The organism is Pseudomonas sp. AK181 (assembly GCF_051122975.1).
Classification (GTDB): Bacteria; Pseudomonadota; Gammaproteobacteria; order Pseudomonadales; family Pseudomonadaceae; genus Aquipseudomonas; species Aquipseudomonas lactis.
The window spans coordinates 2,505,415-2,529,139 of sequence record NZ_CP146348.1 but is presented as its reverse complement, the minus strand read 5'-3'; the positions used below and the strand labels follow the sequence as shown (position 1 = coordinate 2,529,139).

General features: G+C 62.4%; 23 protein-coding genes. 10 read left to right on the top strand and 13 right to left on the bottom strand.

The window, feature by feature from the left end:
* The first annotated feature begins 287 nt into the window (after window positions 1-287).
* The 3 genes from V8689_RS12135 (at window position 288) to V8689_RS12125 (ending at window position 3,484) form a co-directional block, all read left to right on the top strand.
* Entirely contained in the window at window positions 288-1,184 is an 897-nt protein-coding gene (locus V8689_RS12135) for a VOC family protein (protein ID WP_056784295.1), read from the top strand.
* Window positions 1,181-2,572 (top strand): alginate export family protein, encoded by a 1,392-nt coding sequence (locus V8689_RS12130; protein ID WP_056784292.1) that lies wholly within the window; start codon window positions 1,181-1,183, stop codon window positions 2,570-2,572. The genes V8689_RS12135 and V8689_RS12130 overlap by 4 nt, the downstream gene beginning before the upstream one ends.
* Window positions 2,573-2,665: 93 nt before the next feature.
* Window positions 2,666-3,484: an alpha/beta fold hydrolase gene (locus V8689_RS12125; RefSeq protein ID WP_056784289.1), complete on the top strand. Its 819-nt coding sequence runs from the start codon at window positions 2,666-2,668 to the stop codon at window positions 3,482-3,484.
* Window positions 3,485-3,641: 157 nt separating this feature from the next.
* Here V8689_RS12125 and V8689_RS12120 read toward each other — a convergent pair whose 3' ends face one another.
* Entirely contained in the window at window positions 3,642-4,028 is a 387-nt protein-coding gene (locus V8689_RS12120; protein ID WP_056784285.1) for a DoxX family protein, read from the bottom strand.
* 183 nt (window positions 4,029-4,211) lie between these two features.
* On the opposite strand from V8689_RS12120, the gene V8689_RS12115 reads away from it, so the two are divergent.
* Entirely contained in the window at window positions 4,212-5,210 is a 999-nt protein-coding gene (locus V8689_RS12115; RefSeq protein WP_056784281.1) for an NAD(P)H-quinone oxidoreductase, read from the top strand.
* 173 nt (window positions 5,211-5,383) lie between these two features.
* Here the strand turns inward: V8689_RS12115 and V8689_RS12110 are convergent, their stop codons facing one another.
* The 3 genes from V8689_RS12110 to V8689_RS12100 form a co-directional block, all read right to left on the bottom strand.
* The gene (locus tag V8689_RS12110) at window positions 5,384-6,514 is read right to left on the bottom strand and encodes an alkene reductase (protein ID WP_056784278.1); all 1,131 of its coding nucleotides are present in this window, start codon (window positions 6,512-6,514) and stop codon (window positions 5,384-5,386) included.
* A gap of 78 nt (window positions 6,515-6,592) precedes the next feature.
* Window positions 6,593-7,270, bottom strand: coding sequence for a type 1 glutamine amidotransferase domain-containing protein (locus tag V8689_RS12105; protein WP_056784274.1), 678 nt, complete (start codon window positions 7,268-7,270; stop codon window positions 6,593-6,595).
* The gene (locus V8689_RS12100) at window positions 7,267-7,896 is read right to left on the bottom strand and encodes a TetR/AcrR family transcriptional regulator (protein WP_056784270.1); all 630 of its coding nucleotides are present in this window, start codon (window positions 7,894-7,896) and stop codon (window positions 7,267-7,269) included. Before V8689_RS12100 ends, V8689_RS12105 begins: the two co-directional genes overlap by 4 nt.
* A gap of 174 nt (window positions 7,897-8,070) precedes the next feature.
* Here V8689_RS12100 and V8689_RS12095 point away from each other — a divergent pair, with 174 nt between their 5' ends.
* A complete protein-coding gene (locus V8689_RS12095; RefSeq protein WP_056784267.1) occupies window positions 8,071-9,009 on the top strand; it encodes a GlxA family transcriptional regulator in 939 nt (312 codons plus the stop codon).
* Between the two features lie 473 nt (window positions 9,010-9,482).
* Here V8689_RS12095 and V8689_RS12090 read toward each other — a convergent pair whose 3' ends face one another.
* Window positions 9,483-10,121 carry a GNAT family N-acetyltransferase gene (locus V8689_RS12090; RefSeq protein WP_056784264.1) on the bottom strand — a complete coding sequence of 213 codons (639 nt, stop codon included), beginning with the start codon at window positions 10,119-10,121 and terminating at the stop codon, window positions 9,483-9,485.
* 48 nt (window positions 10,122-10,169) lie between these two features.
* On the opposite strand from V8689_RS12090, the gene V8689_RS12085 reads away from it, so the two are divergent.
* Window positions 10,170-11,042, top strand: a complete 873-nt coding sequence (locus V8689_RS12085; RefSeq protein WP_056784261.1) for an undecaprenyl-diphosphate phosphatase — start codon at window positions 10,170-10,172, stop codon at window positions 11,040-11,042.
* Between the two features lie 34 nt (window positions 11,043-11,076).
* On the opposite strand, the gene V8689_RS12080 is transcribed toward V8689_RS12085, so the two are convergent.
* Genes V8689_RS12080 through V8689_RS12060 form a run of 5 tightly spaced genes read right to left on the bottom strand, consistent with a single transcriptional unit; the run spans window position 11,077 to window position 15,513 of the window.
* A complete protein-coding gene (locus V8689_RS12080; RefSeq protein WP_056784259.1) occupies window positions 11,077-12,030 on the bottom strand; it encodes a Dyp-type peroxidase in 954 nt (317 codons plus the stop codon).
* 48 nt (window positions 12,031-12,078) lie between these two features.
* On the bottom strand, window positions 12,079-12,897 hold the full coding sequence (locus V8689_RS12075; RefSeq protein ID WP_056784256.1) for a sugar phosphate isomerase/epimerase family protein: 819 nt from the start codon (window positions 12,895-12,897) through the stop codon (window positions 12,079-12,081).
* Window positions 12,898-12,899: 2 nt separating this feature from the next.
* Complete coding sequence (locus tag V8689_RS12070; RefSeq protein ID WP_056784253.1) at window positions 12,900-14,099, bottom strand: NAD(P)/FAD-dependent oxidoreductase; 1,200 nt, start codon at window positions 14,097-14,099, stop codon at window positions 12,900-12,902.
* The gene (locus V8689_RS12065) at window positions 14,096-14,422 is read right to left on the bottom strand and encodes a MocE family 2Fe-2S type ferredoxin (RefSeq protein ID WP_056784250.1); all 327 of its coding nucleotides are present in this window, start codon (window positions 14,420-14,422) and stop codon (window positions 14,096-14,098) included. Before V8689_RS12065 ends, V8689_RS12070 begins: the two co-directional genes overlap by 4 nt.
* On the bottom strand, window positions 14,419-15,513 hold the full coding sequence (locus V8689_RS12060; protein WP_056784247.1) for a fatty acid desaturase family protein: 1,095 nt from the start codon (window positions 15,511-15,513) through the stop codon (window positions 14,419-14,421). Before V8689_RS12060 ends, V8689_RS12065 begins: the two co-directional genes overlap by 4 nt.
* 161 nt (window positions 15,514-15,674) lie before the next feature.
* Here V8689_RS12060 and V8689_RS12055 point away from each other — a divergent pair, with 161 nt between their 5' ends.
* Window positions 15,675-16,724, top strand: coding sequence for a substrate-binding domain-containing protein (locus V8689_RS12055; RefSeq protein WP_056784244.1), 1,050 nt, complete (start codon window positions 15,675-15,677; stop codon window positions 16,722-16,724).
* A gap of 18 nt (window positions 16,725-16,742) precedes the next feature.
* Here the strand turns inward: V8689_RS12055 and V8689_RS12050 are convergent, their stop codons facing one another.
* Window positions 16,743-18,704: a sigma-54 interaction domain-containing protein gene (locus V8689_RS12050; protein WP_056784241.1), complete on the bottom strand. Its 1,962-nt coding sequence runs from the start codon at window positions 18,702-18,704 to the stop codon at window positions 16,743-16,745.
* A gap of 187 nt (window positions 18,705-18,891) precedes the next feature.
* Between V8689_RS12050 and V8689_RS12045 the strand changes: the two genes are divergently transcribed.
* Genes V8689_RS12045 through V8689_RS12035 form a run of 3 tightly spaced genes read left to right on the top strand, consistent with a single transcriptional unit; the run spans window position 18,892 to window position 21,633 of the window.
* Entirely contained in the window at window positions 18,892-19,908 is a 1,017-nt protein-coding gene (locus V8689_RS12045) for a Gfo/Idh/MocA family oxidoreductase (RefSeq protein WP_056784238.1), read from the top strand.
* Entirely contained in the window at window positions 19,908-20,687 is a 780-nt protein-coding gene (locus V8689_RS12040) for a TIM barrel protein (protein ID WP_056784236.1), read from the top strand. Before V8689_RS12045 ends, V8689_RS12040 begins: the two co-directional genes overlap by 1 nt.
* A 19-nt stretch (window positions 20,688-20,706) precedes the next feature.
* On the top strand, window positions 20,707-21,633 hold the full coding sequence (locus V8689_RS12035) for a sugar ABC transporter substrate-binding protein (RefSeq protein WP_056784232.1): 927 nt from the start codon (window positions 20,707-20,709) through the stop codon (window positions 21,631-21,633).
* A gap of 119 nt (window positions 21,634-21,752) precedes the next feature.
* Here V8689_RS12035 and yghU read toward each other — a convergent pair whose 3' ends face one another.
* Both yghU and V8689_RS12025 read right to left on the bottom strand, forming a co-directional pair.
* Window positions 21,753-22,580 carry a glutathione-dependent disulfide-bond oxidoreductase gene (gene yghU, locus V8689_RS12030; protein WP_056784229.1) on the bottom strand — a complete coding sequence of 276 codons (828 nt, stop codon included), beginning with the start codon at window positions 22,578-22,580 and terminating at the stop codon, window positions 21,753-21,755.
* Between the two features lie 44 nt (window positions 22,581-22,624).
* Window positions 22,625-23,725, bottom strand: a complete 1,101-nt coding sequence (locus tag V8689_RS12025) for an agmatine deiminase family protein (RefSeq protein WP_056784226.1) — start codon at window positions 23,723-23,725, stop codon at window positions 22,625-22,627.

The window sequence follows — 23,725 nt, the reverse complement described above, 5'->3', positions numbered from 1 at the left end:
TTGCGGGGTGTCAAGTAGATAGGTGTCGGCTGGGAGGCCGTCATCGCAGGCAAGCCAGCTCCCACAGGTTGATCTCGGGGGTGTCAGGTAGATAGCTGTCGGCTGTCAGGACGTCATCGCAGGCAAGCCAGCTCCCACAGTTTGATTGCGGGGTGTCAGGTAGATCGGCGTCAGCTATCTGGGCCGCGTAGCTGAAACGTTCAACCGAGCACGTCCATACAATCCCCCACCACCCTGCCCCCCTAACCTCACCGCTTTCAAACCCTCAGAAGCGCTGGAGAACGGGCATGGGTAACACAACAACCAAGGTATCGCTGGCATTGACGCTGCTGGCAAGTGCGATGATGAACAGCGCGTTCGCCGCCACCCCAAGCGTGGCCGTGGCGCCGCAGTACGACACCAGCCATGTGTATGTGGCACCGGCCGATGTGGACCGTTTTGCCCAGAGTTTCCTCGCCACCTTCGGCGGCAAAAGCACGCCCCAGGTCGTGGTCAACGTGCTGCCAGTGCCGAGCAGTACCACCTCGCAATTGCTGCAGACCCCGGTGGGCACCGTGTCGTTGTTCGGCTTTACCACCCCCGTACCCCTCCCCTTCGGCCAGGAACGCAACGGCTATCTGGTCAAGGACATGGACGTAGCCCTCAAGGCCGCGCGGGACAATGGCGCCGACGTGATCGTCAGCGATTTCCCCGACCCCATTGGCCGTGACGCCGTGGTGCAATGGCCGGGTGGCGTGAACATGCAGCTCTACTGGCACACCAAGACCCCGGATTACGCCGCCTTCGACACCGTGCCGGAAAACCGTGTGTATGTGTCCAACGACAGCGCAGAGCGGTTTATCAAGGCGTTCCTGGGTTTCTCCCACGGCAAGGTATTGAGCGACGACAAGCACGCCCCAGGGGTTGATGTCGGCCAGGCCGGCGGCCACTACCGCCGGGTTGATATCGAATCGCCGTTTGGGCGCATGGCGGTACTGGTCACCAACGGCCAACTGCCCTACCCGTTCGGCCACGACACCACCGGTTATCAGGTCAACGACCTGGCCGCCACCCTGGGCAAGGCCACTGGCTCTGGCGCAAAAGTGCTGGTGCCGGCGTTCGACAGCAAAGGTCGGCGCAGTGCCTTGGTGGAGTTCCCGGGCGGTTATGTCGCAGAAATCCACCAACTCAGCGCGGCAAAATGATGCGTCACGCAGGCTGGAGCCTGGCTGTGCTGTGGCCGTTGCTTGCCGGCAGCGTGCAGGCCGACGACCAGCCGGTTCGCCCGGCGATCAAAGCCAACCGTTGGCAGGAAGACTGGTCTGTGCTCAAGGACCCGGCCTTGCGCACGCAACCGCTGGACAACCTCAAGTACATCCCTTTGTCCGCGGCCAACCCGTTCACCTACCTGTCGTTGGGCGCAACCTTGCGTGAACGCTTCGAGATGAACGACGCCAGCGGGTTCGGTGTGCGCGATGTACCGCGTGACCGCTACCTGATCCAGCGCTTTCAAGTGCACGCCGACTTGCACCTGAACGAACACTGGCGGCTGTTCACCCAGTTGGAAGACGTGCGGGCCTATGACAAGACCACGATTGGCGGTGCCGACCAGAACCGCGTCGACCTGCGCCTGGCCTTTGCCGAATACGTGAAGACCTTCAACGCCGGCACCTTCAAGGCACGGGCTGGCCGCCAGGATTTCGCCTTCGACTTGCAGCGTTTCATCTCGTCACGGGACGGCCCGAATGTGCGGCAGTCCTTCGATGCGTTGTGGGCGGACTGGGAAACGCCGCAATGGCGTTTTATCGGGATCGCCAGCCAACCGGTGCAGTACCAGGATGGCCGGCATTTCGACGACAAGTCCAACAGCGATGCGCGCTTCCACATGCTGCGGGTCGAGCGGCTGGTGGGCGGCACCAATGAGCTGTCTGCCTATTACGGCGTGTACGAGCGCAGCGCCGCCCATTACCTGGATGCCGACGGCGAAGAGACCCGACAGTTATTGGACGCCCGCCTCGGTGGCGCAGCCCAGGGGTTCGACTGGGACGTCGAAGCCATGCTGCAACGCGGCTCGGTGGGCAGCAAGACGATTCGCGCCTGGGCCGGTGGCAGCCGCACCGGCTACACCTTTGACACGCTGGCGTGGAAGCCGCGTATCGGCCTGCAACTGGATATCGCTTCCGGTGACCGCCAAGCCGGTGACGGCCGGGTCGGCACCTTCAACCCGCTGTTCCCCAATGGCTATTACTTTTCCCTGGCGGGCTATACCGGCTACAGCAACCTGATCCACGTCAAGCCGTCGCTCACCGTCAAGCCCATCGCCAAGCTCAGCGTGCAAACCGCCGTCGGCCTGCTGTGGCGGCAGACCACCGCAGACGCCGTCTACACCCAGCCCAACCTGGCCGTGGCTGGCACCGCGGGCCAAGGTGAGCGCTGGACTGGCGCCTATGGGCAACTGCGCACCGACTACGCCTTTACCCCCAACCTCAGCGGTGCGGTCGAGGCGGTGCACTACGCGGTCGGCCAGACCCTGCGCGATGCCGGTGGGCACGACAGCAACTACCTGGGCATGGAGCTCAAGTTCAGTTGGTGAGGCAAGCACACCCATACAAGCCTGGGCCCAGGTTTACGGCAATAGTGAGGCGGTTTTTTCACCGCCCTTTTTCAGCCCTGCAAGGAGTTTCAGATGAGCACATTCGTTGCTAAAGACGGTACCCAGATCTACTTCAAGGACTGGGGCAGCGGTAAGCCCGTGCTGTTCAGCCACGGCTGGCCGCTGGATGCGGACATGTGGGAATACCAGATGGAATACCTGAGCAGCCGTGGCTTTCGCACCATCGCGTTCGACCGCCGTGGCTTTGGCCGCTCGGACCAGCCATGGACCGGTAACGACTACGATACCTTCGCTGACGATATCGCCCAGTTGATCGAACATCTGGACCTGCAAGACGTGACCCTGGTGGGCTTCTCCATGGGTGGCGGTGACGTGTCGCGCTACATCGCCCGCCACGGCAGTGCCCGTGTCGCTGGCCTGGTGTTGCTGGGCGCAGTCACGCCGATCTTCGGCCAGCAAGCCGATTACCCCCAAGGCGTGCCTGGCGAGGTGTTCGATGGCATCAAGGCCGGCCTGTTGAAGGACCGTGCACAGTTCATCAGCGACTTCAACACGCCGTTCTTCGGTCTCAATAAAGGCCAGCACGTTTCAGAGGGTGTGCTCAGCCAGACCCTGCAGATCGCCATGCTCGCGTCGCTCAAATCCACCGTGGATTGCGTCACCGCGTTCTCGCAAACCGACTTCCGCCCGGACATGGCCAAGATCGACGTACCGACCCTGGTGATCCATGGCGACGGCGACCAGATCGTGCCGTTCGACACCACCGGCAAAGTCGCGGCGCAGATGATCGAGGGCGCACAATTGAAGGTGTACAAGGATGCGCCGCACGGGTTTGCCGTGACCCACGCTCAACAGCTCAATGAAGACCTGTTGGCGTTCCTGAACCGCTGATACCTCGATGCACTTGTAGGAGCGAGCTTGCTCGCGAAGAACCTCAACGATAACGCGGGCATTCTGTATGCACGCGGCGCCTGTGAGTTTTTCGCGAGCAAGCTCGCTCCTACACAAGGCAGAAGGCAGAAGGCCGGGTTCGCCCGGCCTTTTTGGTTCAGGCAAAGCGCTGGCTCAACACCAGCCGCCCCGGCCCTGCGATCAACACGCTGGTGAAGATGATCAGCAGCAGCCAACCGAACTGCCCTTCGAACAGCGTCCACTCCGGATGCACCACCAGCAACGCAATCACCAGCACCGCCAGGATCGGCAGACACGCCAGGCGCACCAGCACGCCCGCGATGATCAGCAACGGGCACAGCACCTCGGCGAAAATCGCCAGCAGCAAGGTGATAGACGCGCCCAGGTGAAACGGGTCTTCGATCAGCTTCAGTTGTTCGCTGTAGTGCAGCAACTTGGGCAACCCATGCACCCACAGCAGGAACAACGCCCCGCTGACCCGCAGAAACAACAGCCCGATATCCTGATTTCTTGCTTGGTTCATATGCCACCTGCTTGCGTCGAAAATGACCGGCAGCCAGTGTGTCCAACGCCGCGGCTCTGCACTTGCAGGCTTGTGCTGAAATCCTGCGGTTGCATTGCCCAAGGAACCCGGCATGATCTTGCTGAACTGCCGACCCCGCGCTACGGTCCCAACCCATACGCTCATCGCTACAGGAACTTTTCCATGACGCTACCGCAAGAAATGACCCTGATCGAAATCACCACCCCTGGCGGGCCCGAGGTCTTGCAGCCACGCAGCGCCGACGTACCGGTGGCCGGGCCGGGCGAGATTCTGATTCGCGTGCACGCCGCCGGGGTCAACCGCCCAGACGCCTTGCAACGCGCGGGCAAATACCCGATGAAGCCCGGCATGAGCCCGATCCCAGGCCTGGAAGTGGCCGGTGAAGTGGTGGCGCTGGGTGATGGCGTCACCGAGTACAGCCTGGGCGACAAGGTATGCGCGCTGACCAATGGCGGCGGCTATGCGCAGTATTGTGCGGTGCCGGCCAGCCAGGCGCTGCCGATCCCCGCGGGCATGGACTGGATTCAGGCCGCTGCCGTGCCGGAAACCTTCTTTACGGTGTGGGCCAACCTGTTCGGCCTCGGCGGTGCCCATAAAGGCCAGCGCGTCTTGATCCACGGCGGCACCAGCGGCATCGGCACCACCGCGTTGATGCTCTGCCAGGAGTTGGGCATCCAGGCGTTCGCCACGGCGGGCAGTGCTGACAAATGCGCAGCGATTGCCAAGCTCGGCGCCGAGCCGATCAACTACCGCGAACAGGACTTTGCCGAGGTCATCGCCAAACAGACCGATGGCAAGGGCGTCAACGTGATCCTCGACATCATGGGTGCCTCGTACCTGAACAATAACCTCAAGGCCCTGGGCATGGACGGCCACCTGGTGATCCTCGGTTTCCTCGGTGGCGCCAAGGCCAACGACGTCGACCTGCTGACCATCCTCGGCAAACGCGCGGTGATCACCGGTTCACTGCTGCGCGCCCGCACCCGCGAAGAAAAGGCCGAGATTGCCGAGCAACTGCGCGAACACGTGTGGCCGCTACTCAGTGCCGGGCGTTGCCTGCCGATGATCGACCAGGTCTACGCCTATACCGACGCCGCCCAGGCCCATGCGCGGATGGAAGGTGGGGATCATATCGGCAAGATTGTGTTGCGGGTGGAGTGAGGCGATTCGACTTGCCGGCGAAGGTAGTGTGTCAGTTACTGAATCTGTTACTGCACGACCGCTTTCGCAGGCAAGCCAGCTCCCACATTTGATCTTCATGACTTTGAGCATTGCGCTCATTTAACTAATCCGCGTTAGGGCAAACCTCCTCCCACACAGGCCATCGTGGGATATCACTGGTGTTGGGCATACACCGGATAATCCACATACCCCGCCTGCGTGCCGCCATACAAGCCTTCGGCCTTCAACGCATTCAATGGCCAGCCATTGAACAGCCGCTGGGGCAAGTCTGGGTTGGCGATGAAGGGCCGCCCAAAGGCAATCAGGTCCGCCAACCCGGCCTCTACCAGCCGTGCACCGCGCTCGGCGGTGTAGCGGCCGGCGTAGATGATCCTGCCGCTGAAGGTGCGGCGCACGGCCTGGCGGAAAGTCTCGGGCAAATCGGGTGCGTTGTCCCAATCAGCTTCGGCAATGGACACATAGGCGATGCCCGACGCCTCCAGCACTTTGATCGCTTCGATATAGGTATGGTGCGGGTCTTCTTCCACCAGGCCGATGTAGACCCGGTCCTGATCGGTGCCACTGAACAGCGGCGAAAAGCGCACGCCCAAGCGCTCCGGCCCCACCACCTTGCACACCGCTTCGACAATCTCGCGCAGCAAGCGCAGGCGATTGTCCAGCGAGCCGCCGTATTCATCCTCACGGAGGTTGGAATGGGCCGAGATGAACTGGTTGACCAGGTAACCGTTGGCCGCATGAATTTCCACACCGTCGAACCCGGCGTCCAGGGCATTGCGTGCAGCCTGGGCGTAGTGCCCTACCAGCTCTTCGATTTCCAGGGTGGTCAAGGCACGGGGTACGGGTGGCTGTACCAGTTCGCCCACACCCGGCCCGGTTTCAATGAAGGCCTTGGCTTGCACCGCCGCCAGCGCAGACGGCCCCACCGGGGCGCCACCGTCAGGTTGCAGCGCGTTGTGGGACACCCGCCCCACGTGCCATAGCTGGGCAAAAATCACCCCACCCTCGGCATGCACCGCTGCGGTGACTTTGCGCCAACCCTGGATTTGCGCCGGTGTATGGATGCCCGGCGTCCACGCGTAGCCCTGGCCCCGGGGTTCGATCTGCGTACCCTCGCTGACCATGAACCCGGCACTGGCCCGCTGACGGTAATACTCGGCCATCAGGTCGGTGGCGATATTACCCGGCTGGGCGCTGCGCTGGCGGGTCAACGGCGGCAGTACCACACGGTTGTTCAAGCGGTGATGCCCCAGCTTGATCGGGGTGTTCAGGATGCAGTCAGGCACGGCGATATTCCAAATTCAGGACGAACGAAAACCGTGGCGACTCCTGGGAGTCGCCACCGTGTACATCGGTTGATTAACTTAAGCGCAGAGTGTCAGCAGGGCCTTGGCCACTTCGCTGGAGCTGCCTGGGTTTTGCCCAGTCACCAGCAAGCCATCGACGAGGACGAAGGATTGCCAGTCGGCGCCCTTCTCATACTGGCCGCCCAGTTTTTTGAATTCATCTTCAATCAGGAACGGCACGACTTCGGTCAACTGCACGGCGGCCTCTTCCGAGTTGGAGAACCCGGTGACGCGGCGACCCTTGATCAACGGCTCACCGTTAACCGCCTTGACGTGACGCAAAGCACTCGGTGCATGGCACACAAAGCCGATGGGCTTGCCGGCCCGCTCGAAGGCCTCGATCAGCGCGATGGACACCGGCGACTCCGCCAGGTCCCACAGCGGGCCGTGGCCACCTGGGTAGAACACAGTGTCGAAGTCGGCGGCGTTGACCGAGTCCAGCTTCACGGTGGTCGCCAAGGCTTGCTGCGCGGCCGGGTCTTTGGCGAAGCGTTCGGTCTGCTCGGTTTGCGCATCCGGTTCATCGCTTTTAGGGTCCAGCGGCGGCTGGCCGCCGGCCGGGGAAGCCAACACCACCTCGGCGCCAGCGTCCTTGAACACGTAATAAGGTGCGGCGAATTCTTCGAGCCAGAAGCCGGTCTTGCGCCCGGTATCGCCAAGCTGGTCGTGAGAGGTCAGTACCATTAATACTTTCATTTTCCAGTGCCTCGATCGGTGTGAATAACAGGGTTTTCAGGGCTGCCCAACAGCTGTTGGGTCAGCAGCAGCGCCTCAGCGAACGGCGCGGTGGTACGGGTGATCTTGCCCATGACGCTGGTTCCCAACCATAGCGCATACAAGCGCCTGGCCAGGCTTTCGGGGGCCTGCTCGAACCCGAGCGAGCCGTCTTCGACGCCGCGTTGCAGGGCCACGGCAAGCAAGTCGATGGTGCGCGAAGTGCCGCGTTGCAGCGCCAGCCGCATGGGCTCTGACAGATCGGAGACTTCCGCCCCAAGCTTCACGGCCAGGCATTTGCCGGTATCGGTGCAGCCGGTGTGGTTGTCGATCCAGCCTTGCCAATAGCGCATCAGCTTGGCGTGGTGGGTTGAGCCCGGCTGATCGAACAACTGCTGCATGCCCTCGACGTAGTGGTCGAAATAGGTATCGAGTAACACCACGCCAAAGGCATCTTTGGAGTTGAAGTAGTGATAAAACGAGCCCTTGGGCACTTGCGCGGCTTGCAGGATTTCGTTCAAGCCCACCGCCGAAAACCCCTTGGCGCCGACAATGGATTGCGCCCGTTCCAGAATCGCTTGCCGTGCACTGCTGCTTGCGTTGCTCATGCTTGCCCCTCTGCGATTAGACCAGTCGTCTAGTGCGTTGGGCTCATGTTAGGCAGCGAGGCATTGGCTCACAATGTCATATCCGCAAGGATTGCGGACATGCACCAAAGTCAGTTGCCGTTTGCCGGGCACACGCCGACAATCGCCTCTCCCCCTGCCCCTTGGAGAGATGCAATGCACAGCGTTGCGCTGATGGTTTACCCGAATTTTCAGTCGTTGAGCCTCAGCCTGGGCTCGGTGTTCGAGTGCGCCAACCTGCTGCGCGGCGAGCCGGCCTATGAGTTTCACCTGGTGTCGGAAAGCGGCGGCGCGGTGATGACCTCCCAGGGCTTTTCGGTGAACACCAGTGCGCTGCGGCCAGAGGGCTATGACACGCTGATTGTCAGTGGCTACCTGGAGTTTCGTCTGCCGGAGGCCAACCTGCTAGAGATGGTCAAGGCGGCATCCGCGCAGTCGCGTCGGGTGGCGTCGTTATGCATGGGCATCTTTGTGCTGGCCGAGGCTGGGCTGCTGGCTGGTAAGCGCACCACCACCCACTGGATCCATGCGCCGGCATTTCGCAAGCGCTACCCGGATATCCGCCTGGAAGAAGACAAGTTGTTTATTGTCGACGGCCAGGTGTGGACCGGTGCGGGCATGAGCGCCGGGGTCGACCTGGCGCTGGCGATGGTGGAGGACGACCTGGGCAGCGACCTGGCCCGGCGTATTGCGCGCAAGCTGGTGATTGCTCAACGTCGTGGCAGCGAGCAGTCGCAATTGTCGGCCTTGTTGGAGCTGGACCCCAAGTCCGACCGCGTGCAACTGGCCTTGGCTTACGCTCGTGAGAACCTCACTCAGGATTTATCGGTGGAGGCCCTGGCCGACGTCGCCCGGCTCAGCCCGCGCCAGTTCAGCCGGGTGTTTCGCGAAGAAACCGGGCAGACCCCGGCCAAAGCTATCGAGGCCCTGCGGGTGGAAGCTGCGCGGGCGATGATGGAAATCAGCCGGCACCCGGTGGAAGTGGTGGCGCGCGAAACCGGGTTTGGTGATCGTGAACGCATGCGCCAGGCGTTTCTCAGGGCGTTCGGGCAGCCGCCTCAGGCGATGCAGCAGGTGCTGTTCAACCCGGGCTAGGCCCGTGACGGCCTGACAGCCGGCGCCTATCTACCTGAAGTCCCATAATCCAAATGTGGGAGCTGGCTTGCCTGCGATGGCGGCCTGGCAGTCAGCGCAGTTGGATTGTGTACATATCCATTGCTGCGGTAACGGCCACTTAGGGTTCCGCTCTGACAGCGGCTCACTTTTGAAAAGAGCCCAAAAGTAAGCAAAAGGCTCTTGCCCCACCACTCGGCACCTCGCCTAGGCTCGGTGTGCCCGTAATCCGCCAGTGATTTGGGGGGGCGCCGCCCCGCGCCATCCATGGCGCGGGGCGGCTAAACCGGCATCCCTGCCGGTTTACCCCCCAAATCACTGTCGAATTCCGGCCAGCGTGGTTTAACGGGGCGTCTAAGATCAAAAGCAGATCAAGAGCAAGAGCGGCTCGCTTCGCATCGTGGTTACGGTTGATCGCTACGGCGTGGTTTAGATATGGAGAAAGCCCCCGCCCGTCAATGCAACGAAGCCCGGGTAATCAGGTAGTTCACCAACTGTGGCTCATCGTCCAGTTCAATGCTCTGCACCGGGCGCGGCAGGTTGTCCAGCACGGTGCGCCAGAATGCCTGGGACACTTCGTCCTGATCATAGAAACGCACCAGCCAATTGCGCTCGCCGCTGCACAGTACCTGGCTGGCGATGGCGCGGCCGATGCCTTTGCGGCGGTAGCGCTTGAGGATGAACAGGTCGGCCAGTTCCAGGGCGTCGATGCCCGGTAGTTCGCTGCCTTCGATCAACAGGAAACCGGCGATGTAGCCGTCTACCAGCAGCAGGTTGGCGCTCCATTGCGGGTCGCTCCAGTAGCGGGCCAGGTGTTCGTCATGGATGTAGAAACGCCCATCGGCCTCGACATCTTCCTGTTCCCAGTCCGAAGACTCGTAGGCGTAGTACTGGTAAAGATTGCGGATCAGTTCGGCTTCTTCGGGGCCGGTCTGGATCAATTCGACGGTGGTTTCAGGCATGGGGCTCTCGGTGGAAAAACGCAGGGCGCCATTGTTCACAAAAGTGCTCCCCACGCCAATGGCCTGGAGAATCCTTTCTATTGGCTGAACCGATTGCAAATAGCGGTTGCCCTGGCCGAAATCCTGAAACATTTAGAATAAACTTCGCCGGTTTCCTCCCATTGCTCAAGGACACGTATTTTGACCAACGTCTGTACAGCCGGCCTGGATGTGGGCTTTGCCTCCCTGGATTACCTGCAAATCTTCATCCTGGGCGTGATCCAGGGCATTACTGAATTGCTGCCGGTGTCATCCACCGCCCATATGCGCGTGGTGCCCGCCCTGCTCGGCTGGCAAGACCCCGGCTCGGCGTTTTCTGCGGCCATGCAATTGGCGGCGTTGGCGGCGGTGGTCAGTTATTTCTGGCGCGATGTGCGCCAGGTGACCACGGGTAGCATCAGTGCGGTGCGCCGGGGCGACTACAACGACCGCTGGTTCAAGCTCGCCGTGGCGATTGTGCTGGCGACTGTTCCGATTGGCATTGCCGGGCTGGCGTTGTCGTCGACCTTGAATGCCTGCAACTCACCGTTGCGCGGGCTGATGGTGATCGGCATTTCCTGCGTGGTGATGGCGGTGCTGCTGGCAGTGGCCGAACTGCGTGCTCGCCATACGCGCGATGTGAGCCAGATGCGTCTGCGCGATGCCTTGATTGTGGGGGTTGCGCAGATTGGCGCGTTGATACCCGGCGTATCGCGTTCGGGCTCCACGCTGACTGCGGCGCTGTTCCTGAATTTCAAACGCGAAGAAGCAGCGCGGTTTTCCTTCCTGTTGGGTTTGCCGGCCATCGCCCTGGCCGGTTTGAAAGAGCTGTGGGTGCTGCTGCGCGCCGACCTGCCCGCCCACGCTTGGCCACATTTGATGTTCGGGCTGGTGGTGGCCAGCGTCTCGGCGTTCTTCGCGATCTGGGGCCTGATGAAGTTTCTGGAGCGCTTCTCCACCTGGCCGTTCGTGATCTACCGCGCGCTGCTGGGGGTGTTTTTGATCGTGGCCGTCAGCACCGGCCTGCTCACCTGACCCTTGTAGGAGCGAGCTTGCTCGCTCCTACAGGTTATTGGCGGTCGGCCAGCGCTTCGAGCAAGTCGGCCGAGGGCACAAAGAACAGGCCGCCGGTCACCGCCGTGCTGAAGTCGAGCAAGCGGTCGTAATTACCCACCGGGCGGCCGACGAACATGTTCTCCAGCATCTGCTCCAACGGCTGCGGCGAGCGTGCGTAGCCGATGAAGTAAGTGCCGAACTCACCGGCGCCAGGGCGGCCAAAGGGCATGTTGTCGCGCAGGATCTTCACTTCCTCACCGCTCTCGTCGGTGATGACGGTCAGCGCGCTGTGGGAGTTGCTCGGCTTGGCGTCTTCGTCCAGTTCGATATCCGATAATTTGGTGCGCCCGATCACCTTCTCTTGAGCCTCTACCGTCAAGCCATTCCATGCGGTCATGTTGTGCAGGTATTTCTGCACCAGCACATAGCTGCCGCCTTCGAACTCTGGGTCTTCATCGCCCACCAGGGTAAAGGCCTCGGCCTTGCGCCCCACCGGGTTCTCGGTGCCGTCGACGAAACCGATGATGCTGCGCATATCGAAGTAGCGAAAGCCCTGGACCTCATCGACCACCTTCACGCTATCACCCAGGGCCGCCATCAGTTGGGTCGCCAGCTCGAAACACAGGTCCATCTGCTCGGCGCGGATGTGCAGCAGGATGTCACCTGGGGTCGACACCGCCTTGCGCCCTTGCACGCCGAACTCGCGAAACGGATGCAAGGCCGCCGGGCGCGGCGCGCCGAACAGGCGGTCCCAGGCATCCGAGCCAAACCCGCAAACGCAAGTCAGGTTGCCCGAGGGCACGCGCTTGCCTACCGAGCGCACCAGGCCTGCGATGTCGGCGCACCAGGCCCGCACGTTTTCAACCGCATCGGGTGCCAGGGTGGCGACCATGAAGATCGCGCTGCTGGTGATCGGGTGGCACACCGATTGCGGTTCGAGCGGGGGGCGGACGGGGCAGGTTTTCATGGGCATTCCACAGGCTGAGGGCGGTTTGAACCCGCGCAGATTAGCAGATCATCCGTGACAACTGGCCCACACCTGGCGAATCAGGGCTTTGAGCTTGAGCGCCTCGGCCCAGCGATCGGTGAGCTCGCGGCCATCCGCGTCGGTGATCGCATAGGGTGGCGGGCCCAGTTCGCAGGTGAAGGACAGGCTCTGGGGTGTCTCGGCGCGGGCCAGCCAGTCTTCGATCCCGTAGCGCCACCAACCGGTAAAGCGCTCGACCCACGGCTGATGCTGGGGAAAATCCAGGCCCACCTGCACCTGTTCGCTGCTGGCGATGCGGCCATGAAAGCCCCAGCTGTGGCGCAGGATGGTGCGTATCTGTTCGTCGTCTTCCACACTGCCGGGTTCGGGCAATTCGCGCCCAACGACGTAGTGGGACAAGTCCGCCAGCAGTTTCAGATCGGGCATCTGTGCCAGCAGGTCGAGGGTGAACAACAGGTCGTTGGTGAGCCGATAACGGTGGGTTTCCAGCAAAATCTGGAAGTCCACCTGTTCGGCCAGGCGTTGCCAGCCGTCGATCAGCCTGGCCGCCTCGGCCTGGGTACGTGGGCGTACGTCGGCTTGCAAGGTGAGGTGGTGACAACCGTAGCGGCTGATCACCTCCAATGCCCTGGCCAGATCATCCACCGATTGCGGGAACAGCTGCCCTTCAATCTGCAAGCCCCTGGCCGTGGCCTCCGCGTGCAGGCGCTGCACCGATGCCGGCGCCCAGTAATGGTCGGTAATGCCATCAAAACCGGCGGCGGCGATGCGGTCCAGTTGAGCTTCGAGGCTGCCAGGCTCGGTTTGCATGGCCCACATCGATTGGAATACTAAGAACTGGCGCATGGTCAGCCTCGCAATAATGGCTTCAGGGAGACGTCAGGGTCGGCCAGGCTGGCCGGGTTGAGCGGGATGTGGGCGGTGATCAAGCGCTCGCACAGCTTGACGTCCTTGGCTGCGCGGTTACCCATGGCCCAACCGCAGGCGCCCTGCAAACGGTGATGGTCGTCAAGGTAGAACAGCAGCAGGCCACCGCCGGACAATGCCCGGCGGACCATCAGCGCAGTCATCACCCCGACGGTGTGCAAGCCCCACGCGTATTGATCGGACCAGAACCCCGGGATCGTCTCGAACGCCAAGGTCCGACCCAGTAAGTTCAACGCCGCGAGACGGCCCTGGGCTTCGGCGTTGCGCCAGGTTTCCTGGCGTTGATAAAGGCCCGCCAGGCGAAACTCGCACACGTCCCCCGCCGCGTAGATATCCGTCGCACTGGTGCGCAGGTACTCATCGACGCGAATGCCCTGCCCGACGTCCAAATCTGCCGCCGCGGCCAACTCGATGTTGGGCTGCATGCCAATGCCGACCACTACCAGGTCGCAGGGCAGTCGTTGCCCGTCGACCAGTTGCACGGCGTCGGCATGGATGCATTCCAAGGCGACGTTCAAACGCACGTCCACGCCTTGCTCACGGTGCAATGCCAGCAGCGCGTCACTGATCACCGACGGCAACACCCGCCCTGCCAGTCGTGGCCCGGCTTCTAGCAGCGTGACCTCGCAGCCCAGGCCCCGCGCGGTCGCCGCCACCTCCAAGCCGATAAAACCACCGCCAACCACCACCAGCCGAGCGCCAGGGCGCAGGCGATCGCGCAGGGCCAAGGCTTCGTCGTGGGTGCGCAGGTAAAATACATTCGCCTGCGCCTGGGGCAAACGCCGTGCCCGGCCTCCGGTGGCCAGCAGCAGGCCGGCATAGGTCAACCATTGGCCATCGGCCAGTTGCAACCGGTGGTGCTGCGGCTCCAGGCGGCTGACCGGGTTGGCGGCGATATGCTCGATACCGAGCGCCGCCCACTGCTGGCTGTCGCACAGGCTGCATTGCGCCAAGTCGGTCGAGCCTTGCAGCAAGCCCTTGGACAACGGTGGCCGTTCGTAGGGCAGATGCGCTTCATCGCCAATCAGGATCAGGCGCCCGCTGTAGCCTTCTTCACGCAGGGTCAGTGCCGCACGGCCACCAGCATGGCCGGCGCCGACGATAATCAGGGGGGCGTTCATCCTTCGGCCGTGACGGCGAGCAGTACCCGCCCCGCCTCTACCCTCACCGGGTAGGTCTTCAGATTAACGCACACCGGCGCGCCCAAGGCCTTGCCAGTGCGGTAATCAAAGCGCCCGTTGTGCTTGGGGCACTCGATCACATGGTCCATCACCAGGCCGTCGGCCAAGTGGATTTTCTCGTGGGTGCACAGGCCGGCGGTGGCGAAGAATTCGTTATCGGCAGAACGGAATAGCGCGTAGGTCTGCGCGCCGTGATCGAAGCGCAGCACGTCTTCTGCTTCTATTTCGCCCACGGCGCAGACGTCGATCCATTGATCGTTCATGCATTTATCTCCAATGACTGGCTCTTACTCTGTGGCGAGCGAGCTTGCTCGCCACGGGTGGGGCGTTGGACGAAATAGCTGGGGTCGCTGCGCTGGCGCCAGATCGTCGGGATGATTTCCTGGTAGGCCTGCCACAGGTTGGCATACGGCGGTGGGCAGTCGCTGCGGATCTCTTCGTGCAGTTGGCTGAGCGCGTGGTACGGCACCATCGGGTACATGTGGTGTTCAAGGTGGTAGTTCATGTTCATGTAGATAAAGCGCAACACGCGGTTCATGTAGATGGTGCGGCAATTGCTGCGGTGGTCGAGCACATCTTCGGCCAGGCCCACGTGCTGGCTGAGACCGAACAGGTAACCGAGCCAGGCGCCATAGAGGCTGGGCAGGCCCACCAGCATCAGCGGCAACCAGCTGTGCAGGTACAGCGCGGTGCCGATGATCACCGCATAAAGGCCGACCCAGATACGCGCATCTCGGTACACCTTGGGCCACTCGGATTCGGGGATGAAGTCCTGCTCCTGGGCACTCATCCGCCCGAACGCATGGCGGGCTACGCCGCTGAAGGTCTTCCAGGCCAGGGGCAGGTTGAACAGGCTGAGGGCCATCATCCATAAGCTCGGCGGGCGCGGTTCGACGATCTCCGGGTCCCGACCGACGACGATGGTGTCGGTGTGATGACGGGCATGGCTCCAGCGCCACACGTGGGGTTCGAAGAGGCACATGAAGCTCGCCACCTGGTACAGCGCATCGTTCATCCAACGGGTCTTGAACGCCGTGCCGTGGCCGGTTTCGTGCCAGCGCGGGTTGGAGGCCGTGCCGTAGAGCACACCGTAGGCGATGAAGAATGGCACGCAGGCCCAAGTGCCCCAGAACCAGTAGCCGCCGACACCGGTGGCCAACAACGTCGAGCACCACAGGGCGGTGTCGAGCAAGGCCGGAGCGTCGCGGCGTTGCATCAGGGCTTTCATGCGATTGCGCGGGATGGGCGACTGGTACCAACGGGCCGAGACCAGGCCCTTGTCGACGGCGCGGGCCGCTTCGGGGCCGGTGAGGCTGTAGTCGCGTCGAGCGCGGTGAGCGGTGTGTCCAGGCATTGTTATTGTTCTCCGCAAGCGTGGGTTTCAGGGGCTTTGCGAAACCAACCATAGAGCGCGGCTAAATCACCCTCAAGGCCTTGAATCCATTCCCTATCAAGCTATCATCCAGGCCCAGCGGGGCTTGATAGTTTTCTATCAAGACGCTCAAGGGGCCTGCCATGCACACCAACAAACGCCCAACCATCGCCACCGTTGCCGCCCATGCGGGGCTCAGCGTAGCCACCGTCGACCGCGTGTTGAACGCCCGCGCGCCGGTCAACCCCGGCACCGCCGAACAGGTGTTCCAGGCTGCCGAAGCGGTGGGCTATTTCGCCGCACGGCTGATCGGCCAGCGTATTCGCGAGCGGCGGCCCACCTACCGTTTCGGCGTGCTGTTGCTGGGGACCGCCCAAGCCTTCTATGCGCAACTGGCCCAATCCATCAGCGAGGCCGCGCAACATCACGCCACCGCCAACCTGAGTTGCCAGTTCGACTACATCAACGACCGCACCCCCGCCGCCATCGTCGCGCAAATCGAACAACTGGCCGTGCAGTGCGACGCCCTCGCGGTAGTCAGCTTCGCCCACCCATTGATCAACGCCTGCCTGGCACAGATCCGCACAGCGGGCGTGCCGGTGGTTGCCCTGCTTTCGGACATCCATGAACACGCCGCCGAACCCTATGTAGGCCAGGACAACCACGTGGTCGGGCGCACCATGGGTTGGCTGCTGGCGCGCACTTGCAGCGCACGCAAAGGCAGCGTGGGCATCCTGTTGGGCGGCCATCGTTTTCTCGGGCATCAGGCACGGGTCGAGGGCTTGCACAGCTACCTGGCCGAACACGCGCCGGGGCTCAAACCGTTGGAGCCGCTGATCAACCTGGACAACTGCGACATCACCGAAGAAGCCACCCTCGACCTGCTCAGCCGCCATACCGATTTGCGTGGGTTATGCGTGGTCGGCGGTGGTGGCGACGGCGTGATCAACGCCTTGGCGCAACTGCCCAAGCGCCCGGCACTGTGCTGCATCCTGCAAGAGTCCACGCCGTTGTCGCGCCAGGCATTGAGCAACGGCTTGATTGATGTGGTGATGGACTCGCAGCCACGGCAGACGGCCGTGGCATTGGTGGAGTTGCTGGTGCGCTTGCAGAGTGATGAGGGGTTTGACCCCTTGAGGCACCGCGTGCATATACCGCCGCAGATAGTGACCCCGGAAAACCTGTGCAGCTGATCGGTTTAGCTTGAGGTTTCAGCGCTCACGGAAATCGGCGGCACTCAAGCCAAACCGACTCATCTTGTTGTACAGCCCGCCCCGCGACACATTCAGTTGCTGCGCGGCCAGGCGTATGTTGCCGCGGGTGCTGGTGAGCGCGGCAACGATGGCGTGCATTTCATGGCTGCTCAAATCCTGCGCGGGCCGAGGCTGGTAGGCGCGCAACATCGGGCGTTGCGGGGTTTCCAACGGCAAGTCGGCCGATTGAATCAGCTCGCCCATCGCCAGGTTGGTCGCCCGCTCAATGACGTTCTCCAGTTCCCGCACGTTACCCGGCCAACCATGGGCTGACAGCAACGCCAACGCATCCGGCGCGAAACCTTGCACCGCTTTACGTAGCGAGCGGGCACAGCGCTGCAAAAAGTGCCGCGCCAGCAATGGGATATCGTCACGGCGCATGCGCAGTGGCGGCACGCTCAGGTTCAGCACGTTGAGTCGGTAGTAAAGGTCTTCACGAAACGCGCCCTCGGCCACCGCCTGGCTCAGGTTGCGATGGGTGGCGGCGATGATGCGCACGTCGACTTGCCGCGATTGCTTGGCCCCGACACGGGTGATTTCACCCTCCTGCAAAACCCGTAGCAGGCTGACCTGGGCATCGAAGGACATGTCGCCGATTTCATCCAGGAAAATGGTGCCGCCATCCGCCAGTTCAAACTTGCCTGCCGCCCCACCCCGCGCCGAGCCGGTGAACGCGCCTTCGACGTGGCCGAACAGTTCGCTCTGCACCAGGTCCCGCGGAATCGCCCCGCAGTTGACCGCCACAAACGGGCCGTTGCAACGCTCGCTGCCGTTATGAATGGCTTGGGCAAACAGCTCCTTGCCGGTGCCGCTTTCGCCGAGGATCAAGGTGGTGGACTCGCTGCGACTGGCAATGCGCCCCAGGTGCAGTGCGTCTTGTATGGCCCGGGAAGTGCCCAGGATGGTCTCGAAGGTATAGCGGGCCTGGGTGCCGATAATGCGCCGGGTAATCTCGCGGATACGGCGGTTTTCGCGCACAGACACAATCACCCCACCCTGCTCCAGCGGGCATACCGAAACCAGGCAGGCGAGTTGGCTGCCGTCGTGCAAGTGGAAGGTGCAATCGCGGTCGCGCACAGGCTCACCCAGCGCGTCGCTCAGTTCACTGCGGCCCAGGCGCTGGAAAGGACTGCCGATCAACTCATGCCCCACCCCGAACAGTTGCCGCGCATAACGGTTGAGTGCCTTGATGCAGCCCCGCTCATCGAGCACCACCAAGCCTTCGTTGAGCACTTCGAGTACGGCCTGTTGTTCTTCCAGCAGCACCTGCAGCGCCATCTGCCGCGACACCGCCTCGGCCGCCGCTTGAACGGTGCCCAGGGTATGGAAATGAAACCAGCCAGGCTCGGCGGTCAGGGTGAGCATGGCCAGGGTCTGGCCTTGGGCATCTTTGATCGGCGCGGCGGCGCAGTGCATGTGGCGCTGGCGCAGGCCGCTGGCGAAATTTTCTTCAGCCAGCACATACACCAGGCGATCTTCGGCCAGGGCCAGGCCGGTGCAGTTGGTGCCTTGCACCGATTCGAGCAAGCGACTGCCTACCGGGGTGATGTCCAGCCCGCAAAAATACAGAGTCGTGCCCTCGGCATCCGTGAGGTTGATATGCCCGCGCGGGTTGTAAGCCAGCAATCCATGCATGACCTGCGCGGCAGCGGCGATCAGGGCGCGATGGTGGGCCAGGGTCGCCGCCAGCGCTTGCGGCGCAACAAAGCGGTAGTCGCTGTTACCGGGCTCGATACCCGCCTCGACGCTGCGTTGCCAGGAATCCCAGATGACTTGGCGTACCCCGTCGGGACGCACGACTTGGCCAGCCAGGCACTCTCGCCACGCCTGTTCCAACGCGGCGATGGGCCCGTCGTTCAGCGCGGCCGGCCCCAGGTTTGTGAGGTATTCGAGGTCTTGCACACTGAACGCCTGGGTCATCATGGTTATCCATGTTCATATTTTCGACATGTCAGTATAGACATGTCATGAATATGAACACTTTTTGTTTAATTGAAATATTAAGTCCTTATAAATCAGCTAGTTATAAACTGGCACAGGCCTTGCTCTTGCCCCTGTGTCACCCAGGACGGTCCTGGGGGCCCATAACAACAAAAGGGGTCGTTTCATGAGTACACAGAACATTCGCCTGGGCTTGATCGGTGCCGGCCGCATGGGCAGCTTCCATGGCCTTACCGCTGCACGCCATATACCCGGTGCCTGCCTCGCCGCCATCGCCGATCCGGTTCCAGGCCAGGCCGCTCGCCTGGCAGCAGAACTGGGGGTGGACAAGGCCTACACCGACCCGCAACAGCTACTGGACGACCCGGACATCGACGGCGTGCTCATCGCCGCCCCTGCCCGTAGCCATGCCGAGCTGGTGATCAAGGCCGCACGTGCCGGCAAGGGCATCTTCTGCGAAAAGCCCATGGCGATTACCCTGGACGAAGCCGACCGCGCCATCGCCGCCGCTGCCGATGCGCGGGTGCCCTTGCAGGTCGGCTTCAATCGACGCTTCGCCAAGAGCTTTCGCACGGCGCATCTCGACGTCGTCGCCGGACGTATTGGCACGCCGCAGCTGCTGCGCTCGCTGACCCGCGACCCGGTGCTGAACAACCCGGCCAGCTCACCGCAATGGGTGATCTTCCTCGAAACCCTGATCCACGACTTCGACACCTTGCGCTACCTCAACCCTGGGGCCGAAGTGGTCCAGGTGCAGGTGATGGCCGACGCGCTGATCGCCCCGCAATTCAAAAGCCAAGGTTTGCTCGACACTGCCGTGGTCACCCTGCGCTTTGACAACGGCGCCATTGCCACCGCCGAAGCCAGCTTCCAGGCCGTGTATGGCTACGACGTGCGCGGCGAAGTGTTCGGCAGCAAGGGCATGCTGAGCATGGGCAGCCTTAACGACTGCGACCTGGTGCGCTACCTGGCCGAGGGCATCCAGGCAGACACCCAGCGGATGGACACCGACCTGCTGCGCGACGCCTACATCGCCGAGCTCAACCACTTTGTCGACTGCCTGCGCAGCGGCGCCAAGCCCCTGGCCAGCGGTGAAGATGCGCGTGCAGCCCTGGCAATTGCCCGTGCCTGCATTGAGTCGTACCAAACCGGCAAGGCCGTGGCCGTTCAAGGAGCCCTTTGATGATGCCGTTCAAATTGGCCGTCAGCGCCGAAATGGTGTTCCTCGACCTGCCCTTCATCGAACGGGTCAAACGTATTCATGCCTTGGGTTTCAGCGCCGAAATCTGGGGTTGGGCCGATAAGGACATCAACGCCTTGGCGGCGACCGGCGCGGACTTCACCTCGATGACCGGCTACCTCAGCGGCACCCTCACCGACCCCGACGGCATCCGCCAATTGCTCGACAGCGCCCGTGAGTCCCTGGGCATTGCCGAGCGCCTCAATTGCCCCAGCCTCAACCTGCATGGCACCGGCCTGGGTGAAGGCGGCCTGCCCGTGCAGCCCGTCAGCCACACCACCGGGCGCATGTGGCTGAGCGCTTGCAAGAGCCTGGAAAAAATCGCGCGCCTGGGGGAAGACGCCGGCCGCGTGTTCCTGCTGGAAAACCTCAACACCGCCGTCGACCACCCAGGTACACCGTTCGCACGTGCCGACGACACCCTGGCCCTGATCGAAGCCGTCGGCAGCCCGCATCTGAAGATGAACCTGGACCTGTACCACGCGCAGATTGGCGAAGGTAACCTGATCGAATTGATCCAGCGCGCTGGCAGCGCCATCGGCGAAATCCAGGTCGCTGATGTGCCTGGGCGCAAGGAGCCCGGCACGGGCGAAATCCACTACCCGGCCATTGCCCGGGCCTTGCACGCCATGGGTTACAGCGGTGTGGTCGGCCTGGAGGGCTGGGCCAGCGGCGACAGCGAGTCGGCCCTGGAACGTTTCCGCCAGGCATTCACCCTATAACAATAAAAGGAACAGCCTCATGCACCGTTATTCATTACTAGTGGCCGCGCTGTTGTTGATGTTCAGCCAGTGGTCCTTCGCCGCCTATCGCATCGGCGTGAGCATTGCCCGGGTGGACGATAACTTCATGACCTATGTGCGCACCGGCCTGGAGGCGGCAGCGAAACACCAGGACGTGCAGATCCAATTCGAAGACGCCCAGGGCGATGTGGTGCGCCAGCTCAATCAGGTCGAAGGCTTTCTCAACCAGAAAGTCGATGCGGTGATCGTGCTGCCGGTCGACACCGCCGCCACCGCCAACATCACCCGCGCCGCCGTGGCGGCGAAGACGCCGCTGGTGTACGTCAACCGCCACCCGGATGAGCCTACGCTGCCTGAGGGCGTGGTCACGGTGGCCTCCAACGACATCGAAGCGGGGCAATTGCAGATGCGCTACCTCGCCCAAAAACTGGGCGGCAAGGGCAACGTGGCGATCATCATGGGCGACCTTGCACAGAACGCCACCCATGCCCGCACCGAGGGGGTCAAACAGGTGCTCAAGGACTTTCCGGGGATCAAGATCGTCGAGCAGCAAAGCGCCGAATGGCAGCGCAGCAAGGGGATGGACCTGACCAGCAACTGGTTGCTGGCCGGCACCGCGTTCAATGCCATTGTTGCCAACAACGATGAAATGGCGATTGGCGCGGCCATGGCCTTGCAGCAAGCGGGCAAGGCCAAGGGCGAGATTGCGATTGTCGGCATCGACGGCTTACCCGATGGCCTGGCGGCGATCAAGCGCGGGCTGCTGGCGGGCTCAGTGTTCCAGGACCCCAAGGCCCAGGCTGCCCAGGCCGTGCAAGCGGCGGTGCGGATGATCAAGGGCGAGCAGGTTGACGCGCAGGTGTGGGTGCCATTTGAGCTGATCACGCCTGAGCAGGTGGGGGTGTTTGAGCAGCGCTACAAATAACGCAGGTTTGTAGGAGCGAGCTTGCTCGCGAAGAACGCCCAGACGCCGCGCTCATTCAGGAAGCACGCGTTATCGTTGACGTTTTTCGCGAGCAAGCTCGCTCCTACCTGGTTATCGTATTAATCCAGGTCACTTGCATCATGCCGCTCGGGCAACTGATCATCGCCCGACACCCGGTTGACCCGCCGCCCGCGCTGCACCGCCGGCCGCGCATCAATCGCATCCGCCCAGCGCATCACATGCTGGTATTCATGCACCGACAAAAACTCCGCCGCACCATACAAACGGCCTTTGACCAACCCACCGTACCAGGGCCATATGGCGATATCGGCAATGGTGTAGTCATCCCCGGCGATGTATTGGCTGACCGCCAGGCGTTTATCCAGCACATCCAGTTGGCGCTTGGTTTCCATGGCAAAGCGGTTGATCGGATATTCCATCTTGCTCGGCGCATAGGCATAGAAATGCCCGAAGCCGCCGCCCAAGTAAGGCGCGCTGCCCATCTGCCAGAACAACCACGACAGGCATTCAGCCCGTGCGGCGGGCTCCGTGGGCAGGAACGCACCGAACTTCTCGGCCAGGTACTGCAAAATCGCGCCTGATTCGAACACGCGAATCGGCGTGGCGCCGCTGTGGTCCATCAGTGCAGGAATCTTCGAGTTCGGGTTCACCGCCACAAAGCCACTGCCGAACTGGTCGCCGTCGCCGATCTTGATCAGCCAGGCGTCGTATTCGGCGCCGCTGTGCCCCAGGGCCAGCAGTTCTTCCAGCAGGATCGTGACCTTCTGCCCATTGGGCGTGGCCAGGGAGTATAACTGCAGCGGGTGCTTGCCCACCGGCAGCGGCTTTTCGTGGGTGGCGCCGGCGATGGGTCGGTTGATGCTGGCGAAGGTGCCGCCGCTTTCGGCGTCCCAGGTCCAGACTTTGGCAGGTACGTACTCGGTCATAATCAATGCTCCAGAGGCGCTTGTGATCCACTAAGCGTTCCAGACTAAACCAAAGGTTGATGACTCGTCACACAGTGAATGCCACCACCACCCGCTGCGATAGCGTCAATATTGATCTGCACCACCTTGCGGCTCGGATACAGCCGCGACAGCAGCTCCAGCGCCTTGCGGTCCGCCAGTGGGTCGCCGAACTCAGGCGCGATTACCGCATCGTTGATCACGAAGTAATTGATATAGCCCGCGGCGAAATCCGGGTTGCCTTGGCTGAACTTGCTTTTACGCGGCTTGAGCGGCGGCGATACGGTATGCACCTGCAACGCGCGACCATCGGCGTCGGTGGCGTTCTTGAGCATTTCCAGGTGTGCCAGGGTGACCTTGTGGTCATAGGACTGCGGGTCGGTGTCGAGATTGGCCAGCACCACGCCGGGAGACACAAAGCGTGCGTAGAAATCCACGTGGGCGTCGGTGATGTCCTTGCCCTTGATACCCGGCAGCCAAATGATTTTACGCAAGCCCAGGCGCTCCTTGAGTTCGGCCTCCACCTCAGCCTGGCTCCAGTCGGGGTTGCGATTGCGATTGATCCAACTGCTTTGCGTCATGATGCCGGTGCCCAGGCCATCCACTTCAATGCCACCGCCCTCGCCCACCAGTTCGCTGCGCCAGTAGCGGGCCCCAGTGTGTTCGGCAATCTGGGCAGCCAGTTGCGTATCCTCGGCGTGCTGCTGTTTGTTGCCCCACCCGTTGAAGTTGAAATCCACCGCCCCCAGCGCTCCGGTGCCATCAATCACAAAATTGGCGCCGGTGTCGCGTATCCAGATGTCGTCCAGCTCGGTCTCGACAAAGGTGATGTTGCGCGTGCCGCAATGTTTTTCCGCCAGCACCCGCTCGTCTCCACGGCAAAACACAGTCACCGGCTCATACTCGGCAATCGCCCGGGCGATACGGCCCAGCGCTGCTTGAACATCGGCGGTAAAGTCCTCCCAGATGGCCTCCTGGGCACCAAAGGCGATAAACGCCTGGCGGTGTTTTTCACCCTCGTCGGGCATATAGAAGCGGCCACTGACAGCGGCACGTACGTAAGGAGCAATCAGGCTCATCGCTGCGACCACGCTGGTGTGTTTGAGGAAGGTTCGACGGGTTGGCAT

What these genes read in the sequence shown, in the direction of transcription:
- V8689_RS12135 (WP_056784295.1), top strand. Translation starts at nt 288, where the DNA reads ATGGGTAACACAACAACCAAGGTATCGCTGGCATTGACGCTGCTGGCA.
- V8689_RS12130 (WP_056784292.1), top strand. Translation starts at nt 1,181, where the DNA reads ATGATGCGTCACGCAGGCTGGAGCCTGGCTGTGCTGTGGCCGTTGCTT.
- V8689_RS12125 (WP_056784289.1), top strand. Translation starts at nt 2,666, where the DNA reads ATGAGCACATTCGTTGCTAAAGACGGTACCCAGATCTACTTCAAGGAC.
- V8689_RS12120 (WP_056784285.1), bottom strand. Translation starts at nt 4,028, where the DNA reads ATGAACCAAGCAAGAAATCAGGATATCGGGCTGTTGTTTCTGCGGGTC.
- V8689_RS12115 (WP_056784281.1), top strand. Translation starts at nt 4,212, where the DNA reads ATGACGCTACCGCAAGAAATGACCCTGATCGAAATCACCACCCCTGGC.
- V8689_RS12105 (WP_056784274.1), bottom strand. Translation starts at nt 7,270, where the DNA reads ATGAAAGTATTAATGGTACTGACCTCTCACGACCAGCTTGGCGATACC.
- V8689_RS12100 (WP_056784270.1), bottom strand. Translation starts at nt 7,896, where the DNA reads ATGAGCAACGCAAGCAGCAGTGCACGGCAAGCGATTCTGGAACGGGCG.
- V8689_RS12095 (WP_056784267.1), top strand. Translation starts at nt 8,071, where the DNA reads ATGCACAGCGTTGCGCTGATGGTTTACCCGAATTTTCAGTCGTTGAGC.
- V8689_RS12090 (WP_056784264.1), bottom strand. Translation starts at nt 10,121, where the DNA reads ATGTTTCAGGATTTCGGCCAGGGCAACCGCTATTTGCAATCGGTTCAG.
- V8689_RS12080 (WP_056784259.1), bottom strand. Translation starts at nt 12,030, where the DNA reads ATGAAAACCTGCCCCGTCCGCCCCCCGCTCGAACCGCAATCGGTGTGC.
- V8689_RS12075 (WP_056784256.1), bottom strand. Translation starts at nt 12,897, where the DNA reads ATGCGCCAGTTCTTAGTATTCCAATCGATGTGGGCCATGCAAACCGAG.
- V8689_RS12070 (WP_056784253.1), bottom strand. Translation starts at nt 14,099, where the DNA reads ATGAACGCCCCCCTGATTATCGTCGGCGCCGGCCATGCTGGTGGCCGT.
- V8689_RS12065 (WP_056784250.1), bottom strand. Translation starts at nt 14,422, where the DNA reads ATGAACGATCAATGGATCGACGTCTGCGCCGTGGGCGAAATAGAAGCA.
- V8689_RS12060 (WP_056784247.1), bottom strand. Translation starts at nt 15,513, where the DNA reads ATGCCTGGACACACCGCTCACCGCGCTCGACGCGACTACAGCCTCACC.
- V8689_RS12055 (WP_056784244.1), top strand. Translation starts at nt 15,675, where the DNA reads ATGCACACCAACAAACGCCCAACCATCGCCACCGTTGCCGCCCATGCG.
- V8689_RS12050 (WP_056784241.1), bottom strand. Translation starts at nt 18,704, where the DNA reads ATGACCCAGGCGTTCAGTGTGCAAGACCTCGAATACCTCACAAACCTG.
- V8689_RS12045 (WP_056784238.1), top strand. Translation starts at nt 18,892, where the DNA reads ATGAGTACACAGAACATTCGCCTGGGCTTGATCGGTGCCGGCCGCATG.
- V8689_RS12040 (WP_056784236.1), top strand. Translation starts at nt 19,908, where the DNA reads ATGATGCCGTTCAAATTGGCCGTCAGCGCCGAAATGGTGTTCCTCGAC.
- V8689_RS12035 (WP_056784232.1), top strand. Translation starts at nt 20,707, where the DNA reads ATGCACCGTTATTCATTACTAGTGGCCGCGCTGTTGTTGATGTTCAGC.
- yghU (WP_056784229.1), bottom strand. Translation starts at nt 22,580, where the DNA reads ATGACCGAGTACGTACCTGCCAAAGTCTGGACCTGGGACGCCGAAAGC.
- V8689_RS12025 (WP_056784226.1), bottom strand. Translation starts at nt 23,725, where the DNA reads ATGCCAACCCGTCGAACCTTCCTCAAACACACCAGCGTGGTCGCAGCG.